Consider the following 18588-nt stretch of genomic DNA (forward strand, 5'->3'; position numbering starts at 1 on the left):
TGTTAGCGTTTAATAAAGGTATGGGGATGACGAATTTGCTGAATACTACCTGTATGAAAGAGACGAAAAGCTGTTTCACCACATTCTTTTAAATGGTGGTCCACAGTTGAAAATTGCAAAACTTCACTGACCAATAAATTTTCACGTCCCACCACAATCGGTTTTTTCCCTTTGTGATGCAATAAAATATTGGCAGCTACATCATCGCCGTTAACAACGATCGCCTCGACTGGATGTTTTTCAAAAAAAGCAGCAGCTTGAATGCCATCTTCAGCATCGCAACAATCCCAAAAAATATTTTTTTCATCAAATGTTGGAAAGATTTCGTGGGCAAGTTTTACTGCTAAACGAGAATTCCGACTAATATCGTGACTTCTGCCTAAAGTTAGACCAATTTTTTTCATGCCGAGATCTTTTAAATACAGCATAGTTTCCGAGAGTGACGCCTCTAAATCAATATAAGAAGTTGCTACCGGTAATTCTGCTATATCTTCACAAAAAACAATTGGGCCATATTTCAGGTATTCTTTAAAAACTTTGGTGGGATTGGAGCGACTTGAAATAATCAATCCATCAAAACTTTTTTGTGCAAATTCTTTTAAATAATTCATTTCTAATTCTGGGTCGTGATTTGTTGGCAATAAAGTGACTTTATAGGTATATTTAAAAGCTTCTGACATAATGCCTTTTAACAATTGATTGTAGTATGAGGCATTTAAAAATGGAATTACAACCCCTACATGTTTTGTTTCACCATGGCTTAAATTTTGCGCCAAACGATTAGGGACATAATTTAATTCGTCCATTATTGCTAGCACTTTTTGACGTTTTTCTTCATCTACATAAGGGAATTCATTGATTACCCGAGAGATTGTTGATACTGAATAACCTGTGATTTTAGCAATGTCACGAATCGTTGTCATTATACAGCCTCACTTACCAAATGTTGTTGTAAATATTCTATCACACCAGTGCCGTTTTGATAGAAGAAATAATGTTTATTTTGATAAACAAAGCTGACGCGTTTACCACCAATAAATTCATCGAAATACAAATGTTGTAGTTCTCTTAGAGGGACATCTACCATTAACTCTCGACGAAAACTGTGGGAACTTAAAATACGCAAGAAATTTTTTTCAAAAAATATTTCAACTGCAAAATTTTGGATTTCTGTACCTGATTGAATAGTCATAATCGTGTTCATAAATGATTCCTCCTTTTGATAAATTGAGTATAATTTATGAAACGAGTTTCAATGCAAGCTTTTTGTCAAAATTTTTATAGACGAAATTGATGCCGGCAAAAATCCCAAAATTCTTTTACAATTGGAAGTGGAATTTTATTTTTTCTTGTAGCTAAAAAAATGTTACGGTCAGGCAGAGAATCTTCAATTTCAATCTTCTTCACTTTATAAGAACTAATCGAAGGAATATCTGGCATAATCGCAATCCCAAAGTTATTCTCAACAAATCCAAGAACACTGTGGTCTTCATCTAATTCACAAGCAATCTTAGGGTGAAGATCTAAATCAGTCATTACTTCGTCCAAATAAGTACGCAGACCACTATACTTTGTAAAATAAACCAAAGGATAATTCATGATATCTGCTAAATAGGTCTGTTCCAGTAAAGCAAGAGGATGTTTTTCTGGTACTACCAAAACCAATTTTTCTTGATAAATAATCGAATATTGGATTTCAGAAGATTGTTGCACTTTGGAACAAATCCCCACATCAATGACATCGTCTTTTAACATTTGAATCATTTGGGCCGACGTCCCTTGAAAGAATTCAAATTGAATCAATCCTTCAGGATGTTCTTCAATAAAATCTTTGACAATTTTTGGTGCTACTTTGGATCCCATGGTATAAATGAAGCCAAACTTTATTTCTGTAGTTGTCGGTTTGGCTATTTCCTGTAAAAATTTTTGTCCCTCGCCAATTTCCTTTAAAGAAGGTGCGACGTAACTGTAAAATATTTTTCCGTAACGGGAAAGCTTAATATTTCTGCCCTCTTTTTCAAACAAAGCAATACCTAACTCTTGCTCCAGGCTAGACATCGCATGACTAATATTTGGCTGAGAAGTTTTTAGTTCTTTGGCAGCTTTTGTCATATGTTCCGTCTCTGCTAAAGTTAAAAAATACTCCAATTGTCTTAAATTCATTCTTCCACCTCAATTAATAAATTCTCTTCATCAATTGTATCAGAAAAAATAATGATTTGCTGGGTTATTTGATTAGGAATCAATAAATTTTATTTATTGTTACCATACAAATAAAGCATTAGATTTTATTGATTAAATCTCTTACAATGGTCTTGTAAACGAATTTGTGAAAAATTGTATTTGTTCAAGTGTATTTATAATCGTTGTGAAATCAGTATTTTTAATAATTTTAGTTATTTTTTCTTGAAAAGAAAGGAAGAGTTAGTTGAATAAATATCAAGCTATTTTTGAACCATTAACTATTAAACGGATGACCTTGAAGAATCGGATTGCAATGCCACCGATGGGAACTAATTTTGCGAATCAAAATGGTAGTTTTAATGATAAGCATTATTCATATTATGAACAAAGAGCAAAAGGTGGAACCGGCCTAATTATTTTAGAAAATGTTTGTTTCGATTATCCAATGGGGACCAACGGAACCACTCAATTAAGAATGGACAATGACCAATTTATTCCTGGATTATGGGAATTTAACGAAAGAATGCATGCTTATGGCACAAAAACCTGTGTACAAATTAACCATGCTGGTGCTTCAGCTTATGGTTTACGTTTGAACGGCGTTCAACCAGTTTCTGCTTCTAATATTCCAAGTAAAACAGGAAATACCGTTCCTCGTCCATTAACTAAAGAAGAAATTTATGAAATTATAGCGAAATATGGTGAGGCTGCCAATCGTGCCCAACGTGCTGGTTTTGATAGTGTTGAAATCCATGCCGGACACTCTTATTTATTGAGTCAATTTCTTTCTCCTATTTATAACAAACGGACTGACGAATTTGGTGGGACACCAGAAAATCGTGCGCGCTTTACTAAATTAGTAATCGAAGCTGTTCGTCAAGCAGTTGGACCATTTTTCCCAATTTTCTTGCGAATCAGTGCGGATGAAATGTTACCAAATGGTAATACATTAGAAGATTCCATTGAATTATTGAACTTTATTGCAGAAGATGTAGATGTAATCGATGTGTCCGCTGCTTTAAATGATTCATTACAATATCAAATTGATAAAATGAATTTACCTGATGGTTGGAGAAGTTATATGGCTAAAGCCGTCAAAGAAAAATTCCCAGAAAAAATAATCGCAACTTCTGGAAATATTCGTGATCCAAAAAGAGCAACTGAAATTTTAGAAAATGGCGATGCAGATATTTTACACATGGGTCGTGGTTTAATAGCTGAACCAAATTGGGCTAATAAGGTTGAAAATGGACAAGAAGCCTTACTTAGAAAATGTATTTCGTGTAACATTGGTTGTGCCGATCATCGAATTGCTAAATCTCGACCACTACGTTGTACTGTTAATCCAGATGTATATTACGAAGATGCTTATAAAGAAGATCAAATTAAAAATCCAATCAAGATGGTCGTTGTCGGTGGTGGAACGACTGCTTTAGAAGCTGCCAACACAGCTGCTGAAATTGGTGCTGAAGTCTCATTATATGAAGAAAAAAATTATCTAGGTGGCTTGGCTCACGAAATTGCACGCTTCCCAGACAAAAAAAGAATCGATGATTTTGTTGAATATTTAGAAAATCGTACGACAGAAAACAATATCACTGTTCATTTGAATCAACGTTTTGGTTTAAATGATCTAGCGAATGAAAAACCAGATATTATCGTTAATGCAACTGGTGCGAAACCATTATTACCACCAATCAAAGGATTGCACGATGAACTTGCCAAAGACAATCGTAAAGTCTTTACTATCTTTGATATCTTAGGGGATTTAGCTAAGTTTGATACTTTTGAAGGTGAAGAAATCGTTGTTATTGGTGGCGGTGCTGTCGGGCTTGACGTGGTTGAGTATTACGCTGAACGTGGTGCTAGAAAAGTTTCTATCGTGGAAATGCAAGGAACTGTAGGAAAAGATTTGGATATGATTACCCGTCTAGCAATGATGGAGGTCATTGAAAAATATGATGTCGAAGTTCATACAGATACAACACTATTAGAAGTTCGTGGTGACAATTTCTTAGTAAAAATGCCGAATGGTGAAGAGAGAGAATTACCATTTACTAAAGGTTTTGTTGCCTTAGGTATGAAAGCAGATGCACCATTAGAAAATGATTTTGTTACTTATGCTAATGAAAATAATGCAACTTACTTAAATCTTGGCGACAGCAAACAAGCACGTCGGATTTATGAAGGTTCACAAGAAGCAAGAGCCAATATTTTAACTGCTGTTCACGGAAAAGATCGCCAACTAACAGCTACAGTTGTCCACAGAAAAAATCGTCAACTAGCAGCTACAGTTTAATAGAAAAGAGGTGGAGACTTGATCTCCACCTCTTTTTTTAGAATAAAGATAATTGTTCATCCTTTGTTTCAAACTGCTGCAAGTAATCAAAAACCTCTTCTGTACGCCAAAGTATTCCAGCATTTTGGCAAGTCTCGATAAAATAGGTCATCAATTTCTGATGATGTGGACTATTACAGACATACTGTTCGCCAAACGCCCCTCGGTATTTGTCTTTCATTCCAGGAAACAAACGATCCAACATCTGATAAAAATACTCCCGGTTTCCACTCCGCATTGTGACTCCAAAACCAAAACAAACAATACCTTTTACATTCACTTCTATGCACGCTGCTAATAACGCCACCAAATTTTCCATAGAATCATTAATAAAAGGCAGAATTGGTCCCAACCACACAACTGTCGGAATATATCTTTTTTGTGCTTCTTTTAAAACTTCAATTCGGTCCTTTGTACCTGAAACATTTGGTTCAAGCTTTTTACATAGTTCTTCATTGAAGGTCGTGAGAGTTATTTGAATAACTGCTTTTGTTTGTTGATTTATTTCTTCTAATAAATCAATATCAGCTAAAATCTGATTGGATTTTGTTAAAATACTAACACCGAAGCCATATTTTTTTATCAATTCTAGTGCGCCGTGGGTTAACTGTAATTTTTTTTCAATTGGCATATAGGGGTCGGTCATGGCCCCAGTTCCAATCATAGCTGGCTTTCTTTTTTTTCTTAGTTCATTTTCTAAAATAAGTAGGGCATCCGATTTTACTTGAATATCTTCAAAGACGTGATCAAATTGATAGCAGTCGCTGCGACTGTCACAATAAATACAGCCATGAGTGCAACCGCGATACAAATTTAAATGGTTTTTAGGAGATAAAATAGTTTTATAAGTTTTAAAATGCATGTCGACCTCCAGAACATATGTTTGTATCTATTTTATCTTAAACTTAACGAGAAAACAAACTAAAAATTATATAACAAAAAATATCGGTGTTTCATTGTTGATATATATGAGTTTAAGTGGTATTATTCATAGTGTTAATAATACAGATTTTTAGGAGATGTATAACAGTGGCGAAAAAAGGATCAGAAATTATTGTTAAAAGTTTGGAAAATCATCAAGTTCCTTATATTTTTGGTATTCCAGGTGCGAAGATTGATGGTGTTTTCGATGAATTAGAAGATCATGGACCGCAATTAATTTTAGCACGGCATGAACAAAATGCAGCCTTTATGGCACAGGCAATCGGGCGATTGACTGGTGAACCAGGGGTAGTGATTGCTACCAGTGGTCCTGGAGCGAGTAATTTAGCAACAGGCTTGGTGACTGCAACAGCTGAAGGAGATCCTGTTTTAGCTTTAGCTGGTCAAGTCAAGCGATCAGATTTAGCAAAATTAACCCATCAAAGCATGGACAACGCTGCGTTATTCGAACCTATTACTAAATATAGTACCGAAATTCAAGATCCAGAAACATTATCGGAAATTATCGCGAATGGCTATCGGATTGCAAAAACTGCTAAAAAGGGAGCAAGCTTTCTTTCTATTCCTCAAGATGTCACAGATGGAGAAGTTAATGGGGAAGCAATTAAGCCACTAGCGACACCAAAACTAGGAGCAGCTTCCAAAAAAGAAATTGGAGACTTAGTCGAAAGAATTAAAGCTGCCAAATTACCAGTCTTGTTAGTTGGTATGCGTGCGTCAGCAGAAGCCGAAACAGCTGCAATTCGTCACTTAATCGCAAAAACACATTTACCAGTAGTAGAAACTTTCCAAGGCGCTGGAATTATTTCACGTCAATTGGAAGATGACTTCTTTGGTCGGGTGGGTTTATTTAGAAATCAACCAGGCGATATGTTGTTGAAACGAAGTGATTTAGTTTTGGCGATTGGCTATGATCCGATCGAATATGAAGCTCGAAACTGGAATGCTGAAAAAGATGCCCATGTGGTTGTGATTGATGAAGTTCAAATGGAAATTGACCAATTTATGCAACCAGAATTGGAATTAATTGGAAGTATTGCACAAAATATTGATTATTTGGCAGATGCTTTTAAAGAACCTTATCACTTACCAAAAGATTCATTAGATTATCTAGCAACATTACAAGAAAAGTTGAAAATAGATGACAAAAATCAAGAAAGAGGGCAAGATGGAGTTGTACACCCATTGGAAGCCATTAATGTTTTACAAAAAAATGTGACTGACGAAATGACAGTAACTGTTGATGTTGGGAGTCATTACATTTGGATGGCACGTCACTTTAGAAGCTATGAACCAAGACGTTTGCTATTTTCTAACGGGATGCAAACATTAGGTGTCGCTTTACCTTGGGCAATTTCAGCTGCTTTAGTGCGACCAAATACGCAAATATTTTCAATTTCAGGTGATGGAGGATTTTTATTTTCAGCTCAAGAGTTGGAAACAGCAGTTCGTTTGAAGTCAAAAATTATTCATATTATTTGGAATGATGGCGCCTATAACATGGTGGAATTTCAAGAAGAAATGAAGTATGATCGATCTTCTGGTGTTAAATTTGGTCCAGTTGATTTTGTAAAATATGCGGAAAGTTTTGGCGCAAAAGGATTGCGAGCAACTACAGCTGAAGAGTTAGACGCAGCAATTAAAGAAGGAATGGACACAGAAGGACCAGTAATTATTGATGTGCCAATTGATTATTCGGATAACCAAGAATTAGGCAAAACAATGTTGCCAGATCAATTTTATTAAGAGGTGAATACTTTGAATTATTTATATCAACACGGTACGCTTGGCGGTTTAATGGCAAGCTTGATGGATGGCACAGTCGCAATTTCAGATATGTTGCAACAAGGTGATTTAGGTATCGGGACATTGAGTGGATCGAATGGCGAATTAGTTATTCTTGACGGTGTTGCTTATCATGTTAATGAAGAAGGAAATGTCCATATTTTAACTGGTCAAGAGTTGGCTACTTATTCTGCAGTTACTAAATTCGTTCAACAACAGACTTTTCCAATTGAGCGATTAAAGGATAGCCAAGAAGTAAAACAAGAAATTTTAGATAAACTAAGTCCCAACTTGTTTGCTGCTGTGAAAATTACCGGAACTTTCCAGCATATGCATGTACGGGTGGTGCAAAAACAAGAAAAGCCTTATCCTAAATTTGTTGAAGTTGCAAGACATCAACCAGAATTTGAAACAAATGACGTGAAAGGGACGATTGTTGGCTTCTTTACCCCCAGTTTATTTCATGGGGCTTCTGTTGCAGGGTTTCATCTTCACTTCATTAGTGATGATCGTACTTTTGGTGGTCATGTTTTAGATTTTAAATTAAGTGAAGGCAAGGTCGCATTAGAAGAGCTAGAAGAGTTCCGTCAACATTTTCCGATTAATGACGAAGACTTTTTGGAACAAGAAATAGATTTTGATAGTATTTCAAAAGATATTGAAGAAGCTGAATAGTATATAGTTGAAAGTAGTAAAGGAATTTTCTTTACTACTTTTTTTTGCAAAAAAACCCTCTTATAAGAAAGAGGGAAGTGTTTTAAATATTAAATTCCTAGTAATGGTGCTGGATTTAAGAACCCTGACCATAAAGCTGTTGATACACCAAAGTGTAAATGAACACCAGTTGAATTACCTGTAGTTCCCATGCCGCCTAATACTTGTCCAGCACTCACAGATTGACCAACACTTACACTTGGTGATGAAACCATATGCATGTAGTAAGTGTAGTAGCCATCTGGATGTTGGATAACAACATGGTTCCCAGCTGACCAATGGAATCCTGATTCTACAACAGTTCCTGCTTTTGAAGCAAAAATTGATGTACCAGTTGCACCAGCGAAATCAATACCATCATGTTGGGTACCAGAAGCACCAGTTGGATCAACTCGTCCACCAAAAGGACTAGTAACAACTAATGAAATTCCTAGAGGTGATGCAAAACCACTTGCATTACTTGCAGGAGCGCTAGTTGATGGTGTTGGTGTAGAAACTACTGTATTATTATTTGCTGTTGCATCTGTAGCTGTTTGAGCCACTTGCGCTTGTTCTTGTGCCGTAGCTGCTGCTACTTGTGCCGCCGCTGCTTGTGCAGCAGTCTCAGCTTCAGCTGCTTGTTTTTCAGCTTCTTCAGCCGCTTTTGCTGCTGCTGCTTGGGCTTCTTTTTGGGCTTGTTGACGAGCTTCTTCTTCAGCTTTACGTTGTTCTTCTAAGACTTTCAAAGCTTCTTCACGTTTTCTTTCCGCTTCAGCTTGTTGTGCTTGATATTGTTCCTTTTGACTAACTTCAGTTGCTAAGTTTGCTTGAAGTTGATTTGCTTTTACATCTTGTGAAAGCTTTGTTTCAACTAGCTTATCTTGTTGTGCTTTTAATTCATTTGTTTTAGTGTTGATGGTTTCTAATTTTGTTTTGGCTTCAGTTTCTAGTTTTTTCAAGGAATCTTTATCGGCTTTTTGTTGCGTCATAGTTTCATTACTTGTAGAAACCATTTTAGTAACTGCTACTGTTTTTTCAACAAACTCACCAAATGATTCAGCATCGATTACAGCACTGACAAGATTCATTGAACCTTGGTCTGTTTGAACATTTCTGGCTTGTTCTTTTAAGCGTGCTTCACGTTTTTCGATTTTTTCTTGTAAAACTTGGATTTTACTAGTTAATTCACTTAATTTTTCTTCTTCAGTTGTTTTTTGTTTTAACACATCATTTACTTGTGTTTCTAAATCAGTAATTTCTTGTTGAATTGTACTTTGTTGTGTTTGAACTGCGCCCTGTTGGCCAGTTAAATCAGCAATTTTTTGATCTTGCTCAGCAATTTTTTGGTCATATTCATCAGCACTTGCCGCTAAAGGGCCGCCTAACGTTAGTGCACATACTAGTAATGCAGTAGATTTCTTGAATTTGATCATTTTTAATCCTCACTTAATCCTTTTATTTATCTCAATAATTTATTGTCAATTCTTCGATAATACCATAATTGATTATATAGAAATATTTGAAGGAAAAAAGTAAAAACGATGAATTTTTATCCAATCGTATTTTTTGTAACCAAATTGAAATAAAAATCTAGTTCATTTATCTTGAAATCAGCTTGACACAGTCGCAATTATTTGATTTTATTCCAATTATCAGTTGAAATGATAAAGTAATCTATATTGCACCTAAGGAGATGACAAAAATGAGTTGGAAAAATCAAGAAGAAAAAAAGGCAGCTTATGATTTATTGTTGATGCAACAAGAAGCATTGTTGGAAGGAGAAAGTGATCTCATTTCGATATTAGCAAATTCATCTGCATTGTTAAATATGACCTTACCAGATACTGTTTTTGCAGGGTATTATCTTTATAAGAACGAAGAATTAATTTTAGGACCTTTTCAAGGTGGGGTTTCTTGTGTGCATATCAAACTGGGCAAAGGAGTATGTGGTGAAGCAGCGGAAAAGAGACAAACAATGATAGTTGATAATGTTTTAACTCATAAAAATTATATCGCTTGTGATTCTAGTGCTCGTTCTGAAATTGTTGTTCCAATTGTGAAAAAGGATAATTTGATTGGTGTGTTAGATATCGATAGTACAGAAATCGGTAGTTATGATCAAATGGATCGAGAATATTTAGAGAGATATATTGCATTATTAATGAAGTATGTGGATTAAATGATCTAATAAGATGATTATATGAGAAATATTCGGTTTGTATAGCAATCTTTTTGAAGAAATGTTACGATGTAAACGTAGTCAAATTAATCAATGAGGTGAATATATGAATAAAGAAGCGATTATTGTTGGAAGAAACTATGAATGTCGTAAAAATGATTTTGCCCGTCCGATCATTGGTGAGGTGATTCAGTTAGAAGATGACAAGTGTGTGGTTGATGTTCAACGATTTTATGGACTGGATGTCGATAAAATTGATGCGTCTAACGGCAAAATAGAAGTTAAATATAGTGAAATTCACGGCGTTTCTAATGGTGTATTCTTTAATTAAATATCTTTGAGAGCTTTATCTTGAGTTTGAATTACAAAAAGACTCCTTAGCATTTTGCTAAGGAGTCTTTTTAACGTAATCCTTGGTATAATTCTGAAGCAAGGATTTCTTTGATAACTTCACCATTATAACCTTTTGGGGTTGATTCATCTGGGCTATTTTTATAGCGATAATCAACTAATTTTTCATCTTTGTAGTAAGCCCAAATCATTTCATCGCCGATTTCTTCAAGATCTGCCCGCAAGTCTAACAATAAATCACTGATTGAATCGTAGTAATTCATTTGCTCACCTCCTACATCTATTTTAGGCAAAAGGATAGCAGAGCGCAAGTTGTTATGATTTTATAATAACGAAATCAAATAGTCACCGAACTCACTAGTTGAAAGGGCCTCAATCTTCAATGCAGAAGCGAAATCTTTAGTTACTTTATAATCTTTTAGTGCTACTTCGATGGCGTTGATAATTTTTTGACTGGCTTCATTCCAGCCTAAGTAATCTAACATCATCGTTGCCGAAAGTAATAATGAGCAGGGATTAGCATAGCCTTTACCTGCAATATCCGGTGCTGTTCCATGAGTAGATTCAAAAATAGCGAAGCCGGTTTGATAATTAATATTTGCACCAGGCGCGATGCCAATGCCACCAACTTGTGCTGCTAGAGCGTCAGAAATGTAATCTCCATTTAAATTAGTTGTCGCAACAACTTGAAATTTTTCTGGATATAATAAAATTTGTTGTAAAAAATTGTCAGCTATCACATCGTCGACGATAATTTTTCCAGCAGCTTTAGCTTCTTCTAAAGCAGCATCAGCAGCAGCTTGATTTTCCTGAGTCAGAATATCGTGATATTCTTTCATTGTAAAAGTTTGCGGGAAATCATTTTTCAATAATTCATAACCCCAATTTTTAAAGCCACCTTCAGTGAATTTCATGATATTGCCCTTATGAACGAGCGTTAAGCGCGTAAGCTTGTTTGAAATAGCATACTCAACTGCTGAGCGAACAAGACGCTGGCTACCTTCCTTAGAGATTGGTTTGATTCCAAGAGCCGTAGTTTCAGGGAAGCGAACTTTACTGACATTTAATTGTTTATTCAAAAAATTAAACAATTCTGCTTCCTCTTTGGAATCCTTCTCAAACTCAATCCCAGCATACACATCTTCAGTGTTTTCTCGAAAAATTGTCATATTGGTTTTTTCAGGTTCCTTTAATGGTGAAGGAACGCCAGGGAAATACCGAACAGGCCGCACGCAAGCATATAAGTCAAAATCTTGTCGTAAGGTCACATTTAGCGAACGAAATCCTTCGCCAATTGGGGTAGTTAATGGACCTTTAATAGCAATTTTATACTCTGAAATGGCTGCTAATGTTTCTTCAGGTAACCAAGTACCTGTTTCTTCAAAAGCTTTTCCACCAGCTAAAACTTCCAACCAATTAATTTTTTTCTCATCTTGATAGGCAGCAGTTACCGCGGCATCTACCACTTTTTCAGTAACTTGCCAAATCTCAGGGCCAATACCGTCACCGGCAATATAAGGAATAGTAGGTGTATTAGACAATTAGGCACGCTCCTTTATTTTTTTTCTGATAACTAAGGGTAAAATACCTTGGTTTTTCCAATAATCAATATCGGCCTGCGCATCAAACCGTAATTTTACTTGAAATTTTAATGGGTTTTCACCAGTTACAGAAACTGTAACTAACTGTTGAATTGTAGGTTCATCTGGTAAATCAAAGCTGAATTGTTCATTTCCAGTCAATCCTAAAGTCTCGGCATTTTCTCCCGGTAAATATTCAAATGGGACAATACCCATCATAACTAGATTACTACGATGAATTCGTTCATAACTCTCAGCTAAAACAGCTTTTACACCCAATAAGGCAGTTCCTTTAGCTGCCCAATCGCGGGAAGAACCCATACCATAGTCCTTTCCAGTTAAAATGACAGTATTTTGATGGTTTTCTTGATATTTCATTGCTGCATCATAGATTGACATTTCTTCGCCAGTTAGTAAATATTTGGTATAGCCGCCAGTTATTTCAGGTGTTAATTGATTTTGCAGCCGAATATTGCCAAAAGTTCCCCGCATCATTACTTCATGATTGCCTCGTCGTGAACCAAATGAATTAAAATCTTTGTAAGTTAAGCCAGCAGCTTTTAAATATTTTCCAGCTGGAGAATCCAAACCGATATTTCCAGCAGGTGATATATGATCTGTCGTAACAGTATCACCAAATTTTGCTAAAACCGCTAAATTAGATAAATCTTGATTGATGGTAACTTCTTCTGTTAAGTCTTCGAAAAAAGGTGGGTTTGCTATATAAGTCGAAGCATCATCCCAACTATAGACAGCACCTGCTGATGTTTCAATTTGATTCCAACGTTGATTTGAATGATAAACATCCTTGTAAGCTTCTGTGAAATCTTCAGGTTCTAAATAATTAGCAATATAATTTTCGACTTCTTTATTACTAGGCCATAAATCTTCTAGATAAACGGGTCCTGCTGGGCCTGATCCAATTGGTTCATTGGTTAAATCTTTAGTGACCGTCCCAGCTAATGCATATGCAATGACTAAAGGTGGTGAAGCCAAATAGTTTGCTTTGATCAATGGATGAATCCGTCCTTCAAAATTCCGATTGCCAGATAAAACAGCCGAAACAACCAAATCATTTTCCTTAATTGTTTCTTCGATAGCGGGATCTAAAGGACCAGAATTACCGATACAAGTGGTACAGCCATAACCAACTAAATCAAAACCAAGCTGTTCCAGATAAGGCATTAAACCACCTTTTTCTAAATAACTTGTGACAATTTTTGATCCAGGGGCTAATGAAGTTTTAACAAAATCAGGAACGGCTAATCCTTTTTCAATCGCATTTTTGGCTAATAGTCCAGCGGCCACCATGACCGATGGATTTGAAGTGTTTGTACAGCTTGTAATTGCAGCCAATGCTAAATCACCAGTTTGTAGTTTTTCATTGCGATCTTTGACTACAGCAGTTTTTTGAATTTCTGCTGTTGTTAACCCAAATCCTTGAGGACCTGCCGGATTCGTTAAGGTCGTTTTAAAATTTTCTGCTACTTCTTTAACTGGAATGCGGTCTTGTGGACGTTTCGGTCCAGCTAAAGCTGGTTGAATATCAGCTAAATTTAAATGGATAATCCGTGAATATTCAGCTTCTTTTGTTGGGTCGTAAAATAAATGATTTGCTTTAGTGTAAGCTTCTACTAGTGCAATTTGTTCTTCTGAACGTCCAGTCAGACGTAAGTATTTCAAAGTTTCCTGATCAATCGGGAAATAACCACAAGTGGCTCCATATTCTGGTGCCATATTAGCAATAGTTGCTCGGTCAGAAAGATTGAGTTTTTGATAACCTTCGCCGAAATACTCAACGAATTTTCCAACAACTTTTTCGTTTCTAAGCAGTTGTGTCAAATGTAAAGCTAAATCAGTTGCATTTGTACTAGGATGGAGTTGACCACTTATTTTCACACCAATTACTTCAGGTGTTGGAAAATAAGAAGCTTCTCCTAAAATTGCCGCTTCGGCTTCAATCCCACCAACTCCCCAGCCTAAGACACCTAAACCATTGATCATAGTTGTGTGAGAATCAGTTCCTTCTAAAGAATCAGGGAAAAGAATTTTTTCGCCTGCTTTTTCAGCGGTTAGAACAACATCAGATAGATACTCTAAATTTACTTGGTGAATAATGCCTGTTTCAGGAGGGACAACCTCAAAATTATCGAAAGCTTGTTGCGCCCACTTTAAAAATTGATAACGCTCATGATTACGTTCGAATTCTTTTTCGGTATTGTATGCTAGACTGGTTTGCTTTCCAGCACAATCAACTTGAACCGAATGATCGACTACTAGTGTCACGGGAATTTCTGGATTAATTAGTTGCGGTTTGCCACCCAGTTTAACGACAGCATCTCGCATCGCTGCTAAGTCGACAATGGCAGGTACACCTGTAAAATCTTGTAAAATGACACGAGAAGGTCGGAAAGGAATCACGCCGTCTGGTTTTTTTGCATCGTAATTCACTAAATCAGCTAAATCTTCGGATTCATTGTGACGGATTAAACTCTCTAATAATATGCGAATGCTGTAAGGATACTTCGAGATATCTTTTCCCAAGGAACTTACAGTTGATTCTAAATCAAAAAAGGTATATTGTTCGTTATTTACTGTTAGCTTTTTTTTGTTATCCAAAATCTATAACCTCCATCATTGTTATTTCATAGAAATCTTTTGACTAATTATACGGTGAAAAAAAAAGAAAGTAAATCTATTTGTTAAAAGTATTTCATTTTAAAATAATGATGCTATAATGTAAATCAAATTACTTATGCATAAAAAGATTGGTTAGGAGGACATATCCATGTTAGATTTGAATCAAATGGCAGCGCTTTGCAGAAAAGAAGACCAATTAGATACTTCATTATATAATAAATATGATGTAAAAAAAGGTTTACGAGATATTGATGGGAAAGGTGTTTTGGCAGGTTTGACTAATATTTCTACAATTTATCCACAAAAAATTGTAGATGGAAAAATTATCTCTGATAAAGGAGAGCTACGTTATCGAGGAATTGATATTAATCAATTGGTAGGTGGCTTTGTTTCTGAAGAGCGTTTAGGCTTTGAAGAAATTAGTTTTTTGTTATTATTTGGACAGTTACCAACCTCACATGAACTTGAAAATTATCAGCAGATTATTGCTAAAAAACGAACGCTCCCGAAAAACTTCACGAGAGATGTTATCATGAAAAAACCTTCTCATAGTATTATGAATGCGATGTCACGAAGTGTTCTGACCCTTGGCTGTTATGATGACCAAGCAGATAATACGTCAATTGAAAATGTTTTGGATCAAAGTCTTTCATTAATAAGTATCTTTCCGATGTTAGCAGTCTATGCTTACCATGCCTATAATCATTATGATAATCAAGGAAGTATGTATATCCATCGACCAGATGAATCTTTAAGTGCAGCCGAAGCAATATTAACAATGTTACGACCAGATAAAAAATATACTTTCCAAGAGGCACAAACTTTAGATATGGCATTAGTTCTACATATGGAACATGGCGGTGGGAATAACTCAACATTTACCACTCGAGTAGTGACTTCCAGTGGCACAGATACTTATTCAGCCATTGGCGCAGCATTGGGATCATTAAAAGGACCTAAACATGGTGGCGCAAATATTAAAGTGACACAAATGATGGATTTTTTGAAAAAAGAAATTACTGATCCTACGGATGATGAAGAAATCTATAATTATTTGAAAAAAATTCTAAACAAAGAAGTCTTTGACCAACAAGGGTTGATTTATGGTATGGGTCACGCAATTTATGGAGATTCTGATCCAAGGGCAACAATTTTCAAAAATTATGTTGAAAAATTAGCGAGTGAAAAGGGTTCAGAAGCACAAGCAGAATTTGACTTGTATCGACGTATCGAATATTTGGCCCCCAAAGTAATTGCTGAAGAACGAAATATTTATAAAGGTGTGAGTGCCAATATCGATTTCTTCTCGGGGTTTGTCTATCATATGCTGGGATTGCCGGAAGAATTATACACACCAATGTTTGCGATTGCCAGAATTGTTGGCTGGTCTAGTCATCGGATTGAAGAGTTGGTAAATGGTAATAAAATCATTCGTCCGGCCTACATGGAAGTATCTCATGATTTAGAGTACACGCCGATTGATTTAAGAGGATAAATAATAGGAGATAAGCAAATTAATGCTTATCTCCTATTATTTTTTTGAACTTTTCAAAAACAGGGGTCACTTCAGTTAAATCATGATAGCCGTAAAAAAGCATGCGACCATTTTTAAAACTGGTCATATTATACTGATTTAGTTTTATTTGAATAGCTAAATTATTTTTCTTGTAAGTTAAGTTTTCTTTTTGGGCGTACTTTTCCAGCAATTGAAGATCTATATTAGAAAAATTTGCTTGAAAAATATTACCACAGGCTTTTTTTAATGATACGGTTTGGGTTTCAATCGGCAGCTTATGTTTTGAGCAAACAGGACAATCTGTGTTTTTAGAAATTTTAAATTGGTAAGTATGAAAAGGCCAAGCTTCAATGACGTGCATCGTGTGCCAATCAATCAATTTTGGCTCAACAATTAACTGAAAAGCTAATGAAATTTGAATGCTAGAAATCATTGGAATTAATGGTGTAATTACCCCTAAAGTTTCACAGCTTTGTCCTTCTAATTCAGTAAGATTAGGAAAAACACAATTTAAACAAGGTCCCTTACTAGGGTGTAGCGCCATTACTTGTCCACTTGTCCCTCCACATGAGGCAAAAATAAAAGGTTTTTTATAATGCAAACAAAAATCATTAATGAAACTGCGAACTAAAAAATTATCGGTACAATCTAATACTAAATCCACCATTTGAAATTGTTCAAAAATACCATGGTCAAAGTAAGCTTGTTGCGTAGTGACTTCGACAGCAGGATTAATTTGTTGTAATTGTTCTGCAGCAGCAATTACTTTTGGCCTTTTTTTTTCTGCATCTGCCGTTGTAAAAAGTGTTTGACGCTGTAAGTTACTTAATTCGACGGTGTCAGGATCAATTAAAAATAAGTGTTTAATTCCAGCACGAACAAGCTGCTCAGCAGCATATGTACCAAGAGCGCCACAGCCAACAATTAGAATAGTTGCTTGAGTAATTTTATCTTGTCCGGTTTGTCCAATTTTTGAAACACGGATTTGACGATCATAACGGTTCATAGCTTTTTCCTCACAATTTGATAAAATAAATGTAATAACTATCTCAAAAGTAACATATAAAGCAGTTTTTGTAATTGTATTTTTTAAGATTGAATTTCTAGGAGGACTAATAAATGGATAATTTAACGCATTTTAATCAGCAAAATCGTGCCAAAATGGTGGATGTTAGTGAGAAAGCTGTAACCACTAGAGAAGCAACTGCGACGGTGAAAATTATTATGGCAGAAGAAACGCTACAACGAATTCATGCGGGACAAGTGAAAAAAGGAGATGTGTTGGCGGTTGCACAAGTTGCTGGAATTATGGCTGCAAAAAAAACCAGTGAATTAATTCCCATGTGTCATCTTTTGCCGTTAAGTGGTGTGGATATTCATTTCTCTGACAATCAGATTGATACGTTAACAATTACAGCAACTGTAAGAGTGAATCATCAGACCGGTGTTGAAATGGAAGCCTTGACCGCTTGTCAAATTACAGCTCTGACCGTTTATGATATGTGTAAAGCGATGGATCGAGGAATGCAAATTACGGACTGTCATTTAATAGAGAAAAAAGGTGGTAAGAGTGGTCACTTTGTTTACAAATAAGAATCAATCTTAAATAATAAAAAAATATATTTTTTTAGGTATCAAAAAAATTATTTTTGTAATATAATATTTGGTAAGGAAACGTTTGCAAAAATAAGCGTAGGAGAACTTTTATAGGAAGGTATGTTCTTATGGCCATCATAAAATTACAAACAGAACCAATCCAAGTAAACGAACTGTATCAACAATTAAAAGATCCGAAATTTGGTGGGATTGTGACTTTTAATGGCACAATTCGTGAGTGGACCGGGGACATACAAACTCAAAAAATTGAGTATACTGCTTACCATCAAATGGCGATCAAAGAATTAGAAAAATTAGCAGCCCCTGTGGAAGCAAAGGGAGCTCGTGTAATTATTGTTCATCGCTTAGGGGAACTAGCTGTGACTGATGAAGCAGTTTTTATTGGCGTGGCAATGCCGCATCGTAAAGAGGCTTTTGAAGGTTGTGAATATATCATTGATCATTTAAAGGAAACTGTCCCAATTTGGAAAAAAGAATTGAACAAAAACGAAACAAGATGGGGAGGAACGATGAATGGTGAAGACAATTAAATTATTTGCTTATCTAAGTGAGCAAGTCAGTCCAGAGGTTTCATTGGAATTACCAGAACAAATTGATAAAGAGATTATTCTTTCAGCAATGAGTCATGCTTATCCATTGTTTAAAGGAGAAATTAAGACGTGTAACGTGGCAATCAATCAACAATTTGTGATTGACGAAAGCTATTTTTCTCACGATGTTGCTGAAATTGCTTTGATACCGCCAGTTAGTGGAGGTTAGAACT

18 protein-coding genes are annotated in these 18588 nt (G+C 35.7%); 9 read left to right on the forward strand and 9 right to left on the reverse strand.

Going from position 1 to position 18588, the window contains the following annotated elements; genetic code table 11:
• Positions 1-2 precede the first annotated feature (2 nt).
• The 3 genes from ACVWNY_RS04900 to ACVWNY_RS04910 form a co-directional block, all read right to left on the reverse strand.
• Complete coding sequence (locus ACVWNY_RS04900; RefSeq protein ID WP_218324698.1) at positions 3-923, reverse strand: LacI family DNA-binding transcriptional regulator; 921 nt, start codon at positions 921-923, stop codon at positions 3-5.
• Positions 923-1204, reverse strand: a complete 282-nt coding sequence (locus ACVWNY_RS04905; RefSeq protein WP_218324699.1) for a hypothetical protein — start codon at positions 1202-1204, stop codon at positions 923-925. The genes ACVWNY_RS04900 and ACVWNY_RS04905 overlap by 1 nt, the downstream gene beginning before the upstream one ends.
• 74 nt (positions 1205-1278) lie before the next feature.
• Positions 1279-2163 carry a LysR family transcriptional regulator gene (locus ACVWNY_RS04910; protein ID WP_454071792.1) on the reverse strand — a complete coding sequence of 295 codons (885 nt, stop codon included), beginning with the start codon at positions 2161-2163 and terminating at the stop codon, positions 1279-1281.
• Between the two features lie 265 nt (positions 2164-2428).
• On the opposite strand from ACVWNY_RS04910, the gene ACVWNY_RS04915 reads away from it, so the two are divergent.
• Positions 2429-4483: an NAD(P)/FAD-dependent oxidoreductase gene (locus tag ACVWNY_RS04915; RefSeq protein WP_218324701.1), complete on the forward strand. Its 2055-nt coding sequence runs from the start codon at positions 2429-2431 to the stop codon at positions 4481-4483.
• 37 nt (positions 4484-4520) lie between these two features.
• Here the strand turns inward: ACVWNY_RS04915 and ACVWNY_RS04920 are convergent, their stop codons facing one another.
• Entirely contained in the window at positions 4521-5384 is an 864-nt protein-coding gene (locus ACVWNY_RS04920) for an SPL family radical SAM protein (protein WP_218324702.1), read from the reverse strand.
• 167 nt (positions 5385-5551) lie between these two features.
• On the opposite strand from ACVWNY_RS04920, the gene alsS reads away from it, so the two are divergent.
• Together alsS and budA are read left to right on the forward strand one after the other, a co-directional pair.
• The gene (gene alsS, locus ACVWNY_RS04925; RefSeq protein ID WP_218324703.1) at positions 5552-7210 is read left to right on the forward strand and encodes an acetolactate synthase AlsS; all 1659 of its coding nucleotides are present in this window, start codon (positions 5552-5554) and stop codon (positions 7208-7210) included.
• A gap of 3 nt (positions 7211-7213) precedes the next feature.
• Positions 7214-7924 carry an acetolactate decarboxylase gene (gene budA, locus ACVWNY_RS04930; protein WP_218324704.1) on the forward strand — a complete coding sequence of 237 codons (711 nt, stop codon included), beginning with the start codon at positions 7214-7216 and terminating at the stop codon, positions 7922-7924.
• Positions 7925-8013: 89 nt separating this feature from the next.
• Here budA and ACVWNY_RS04935 read toward each other — a convergent pair whose 3' ends face one another.
• Complete coding sequence (locus ACVWNY_RS04935; RefSeq protein WP_218324705.1) at positions 8014-9375, reverse strand: peptidoglycan DD-metalloendopeptidase family protein; 1362 nt, start codon at positions 9373-9375, stop codon at positions 8014-8016.
• 269 nt (positions 9376-9644) lie between these two features.
• On the opposite strand from ACVWNY_RS04935, the gene ACVWNY_RS04940 reads away from it, so the two are divergent.
• A complete protein-coding gene (locus ACVWNY_RS04940; RefSeq protein WP_218324706.1) occupies positions 9645-10121 on the forward strand; it encodes a GAF domain-containing protein in 477 nt (158 codons plus the stop codon).
• Positions 10122-10227: 106 nt separating this feature from the next.
• Positions 10228-10452 carry a hypothetical protein gene (locus ACVWNY_RS04945; protein ID WP_218324707.1) on the forward strand — a complete coding sequence of 75 codons (225 nt, stop codon included), beginning with the start codon at positions 10228-10230 and terminating at the stop codon, positions 10450-10452.
• Between the two features lie 70 nt (positions 10453-10522).
• On the opposite strand, the gene ACVWNY_RS04950 is transcribed toward ACVWNY_RS04945, so the two are convergent.
• The 3 genes from ACVWNY_RS04950 to acnA are packed head-to-tail and all read right to left on the reverse strand — an operon-like array spanning position 10523 to position 14671.
• Complete coding sequence (locus tag ACVWNY_RS04950) at positions 10523-10735, reverse strand: hypothetical protein (RefSeq protein ID WP_218324708.1); 213 nt, start codon at positions 10733-10735, stop codon at positions 10523-10525.
• A 60-nt stretch (positions 10736-10795) separates the two neighbouring features.
• On the reverse strand, positions 10796-12013 hold the full coding sequence (icd, locus tag ACVWNY_RS04955) for an NADP-dependent isocitrate dehydrogenase (protein ID WP_218324709.1): 1218 nt from the start codon (positions 12011-12013) through the stop codon (positions 10796-10798).
• Entirely contained in the window at positions 12014-14671 is a 2658-nt protein-coding gene (gene acnA, locus ACVWNY_RS04960) for an aconitate hydratase AcnA (protein ID WP_218324710.1), read from the reverse strand.
• Positions 14672-14840: 169 nt separating this feature from the next.
• Here acnA and ACVWNY_RS04965 point away from each other — a divergent pair, with 169 nt between their 5' ends.
• Positions 14841-16187, forward strand: a complete 1347-nt coding sequence (locus ACVWNY_RS04965; protein ID WP_218324711.1) for a citrate/2-methylcitrate synthase — start codon at positions 14841-14843, stop codon at positions 16185-16187.
• Positions 16188-16206: 19 nt separating this feature from the next.
• Here ACVWNY_RS04965 and ACVWNY_RS04970 read toward each other — a convergent pair whose 3' ends face one another.
• Positions 16207-17214: a HesA/MoeB/ThiF family protein gene (locus ACVWNY_RS04970; RefSeq protein ID WP_218324712.1), complete on the reverse strand. Its 1008-nt coding sequence runs from the start codon at positions 17212-17214 to the stop codon at positions 16207-16209.
• A 113-nt stretch (positions 17215-17327) separates the two neighbouring features.
• Here ACVWNY_RS04970 and moaC point away from each other — a divergent pair, with 113 nt between their 5' ends.
• The 3 genes from moaC (at position 17328) to ACVWNY_RS04985 (ending at position 18584) form a co-directional block, all read left to right on the forward strand.
• On the forward strand, positions 17328-17801 hold the full coding sequence (moaC, locus tag ACVWNY_RS04975) for a cyclic pyranopterin monophosphate synthase MoaC (RefSeq protein ID WP_218324713.1): 474 nt from the start codon (positions 17328-17330) through the stop codon (positions 17799-17801).
• Positions 17802-17932: 131 nt separating this feature from the next.
• Positions 17933-18355: a molybdenum cofactor biosynthesis protein MoaE gene (locus ACVWNY_RS04980; protein WP_218324714.1), complete on the forward strand. Its 423-nt coding sequence runs from the start codon at positions 17933-17935 to the stop codon at positions 18353-18355.
• Positions 18339-18584 carry a MoaD/ThiS family protein gene (locus ACVWNY_RS04985; RefSeq protein ID WP_218324715.1) on the forward strand — a complete coding sequence of 82 codons (246 nt, stop codon included), beginning with the start codon at positions 18339-18341 and terminating at the stop codon, positions 18582-18584. The genes ACVWNY_RS04980 and ACVWNY_RS04985 overlap by 17 nt, the downstream gene beginning before the upstream one ends.
• Positions 18585-18588: the final 4 nt, after the last annotated feature.

This window comes from Enterococcus sp. JNUCC 77 (assembly GCF_054819945.1).

Coding starts and splice junctions, on each gene's coding strand:
- ACVWNY_RS04900 (WP_218324698.1), bottom strand. CDS start 923: ATGACAACGATTCGTGACATTGCTAAAATCACAGGTTATTCAGTATCA.
- ACVWNY_RS04905 (WP_218324699.1), bottom strand. CDS start 1,204: ATGAACACGATTATGACTATTCAATCAGGTACAGAAATCCAAAATTTT.
- ACVWNY_RS04910 (WP_454071792.1), bottom strand. CDS start 2,163: ATGAATTTAAGACAATTGGAGTATTTTTTAACTTTAGCAGAGACGGAA.
- ACVWNY_RS04920 (WP_218324702.1), bottom strand. CDS start 5,384: ATGCATTTTAAAACTTATAAAACTATTTTATCTCCTAAAAACCATTTA.
- ACVWNY_RS04935 (WP_218324705.1), bottom strand. CDS start 9,375: ATGATCAAATTCAAGAAATCTACTGCATTACTAGTATGTGCACTAACG.
- ACVWNY_RS04940 (WP_218324706.1), top strand. CDS start 9,645: ATGAGTTGGAAAAATCAAGAAGAAAAAAAGGCAGCTTATGATTTATTG.
- ACVWNY_RS04945 (WP_218324707.1), top strand. CDS start 10,228: ATGAATAAAGAAGCGATTATTGTTGGAAGAAACTATGAATGTCGTAAA.
- ACVWNY_RS04950 (WP_218324708.1), bottom strand. CDS start 10,735: ATGAATTACTACGATTCAATCAGTGATTTATTGTTAGACTTGCGGGCA.
- ACVWNY_RS04965 (WP_218324711.1), top strand. CDS start 14,841: ATGTTAGATTTGAATCAAATGGCAGCGCTTTGCAGAAAAGAAGACCAA.
- ACVWNY_RS04970 (WP_218324712.1), bottom strand. CDS start 17,214: ATGAACCGTTATGATCGTCAAATCCGTGTTTCAAAAATTGGACAAACC.
- moaC (WP_218324713.1), top strand. CDS start 17,328: ATGGATAATTTAACGCATTTTAATCAGCAAAATCGTGCCAAAATGGTG.
- ACVWNY_RS04980 (WP_218324714.1), top strand. CDS start 17,933: ATGGCCATCATAAAATTACAAACAGAACCAATCCAAGTAAACGAACTG.
- ACVWNY_RS04985 (WP_218324715.1), top strand. CDS start 18,339: ATGGTGAAGACAATTAAATTATTTGCTTATCTAAGTGAGCAAGTCAGT.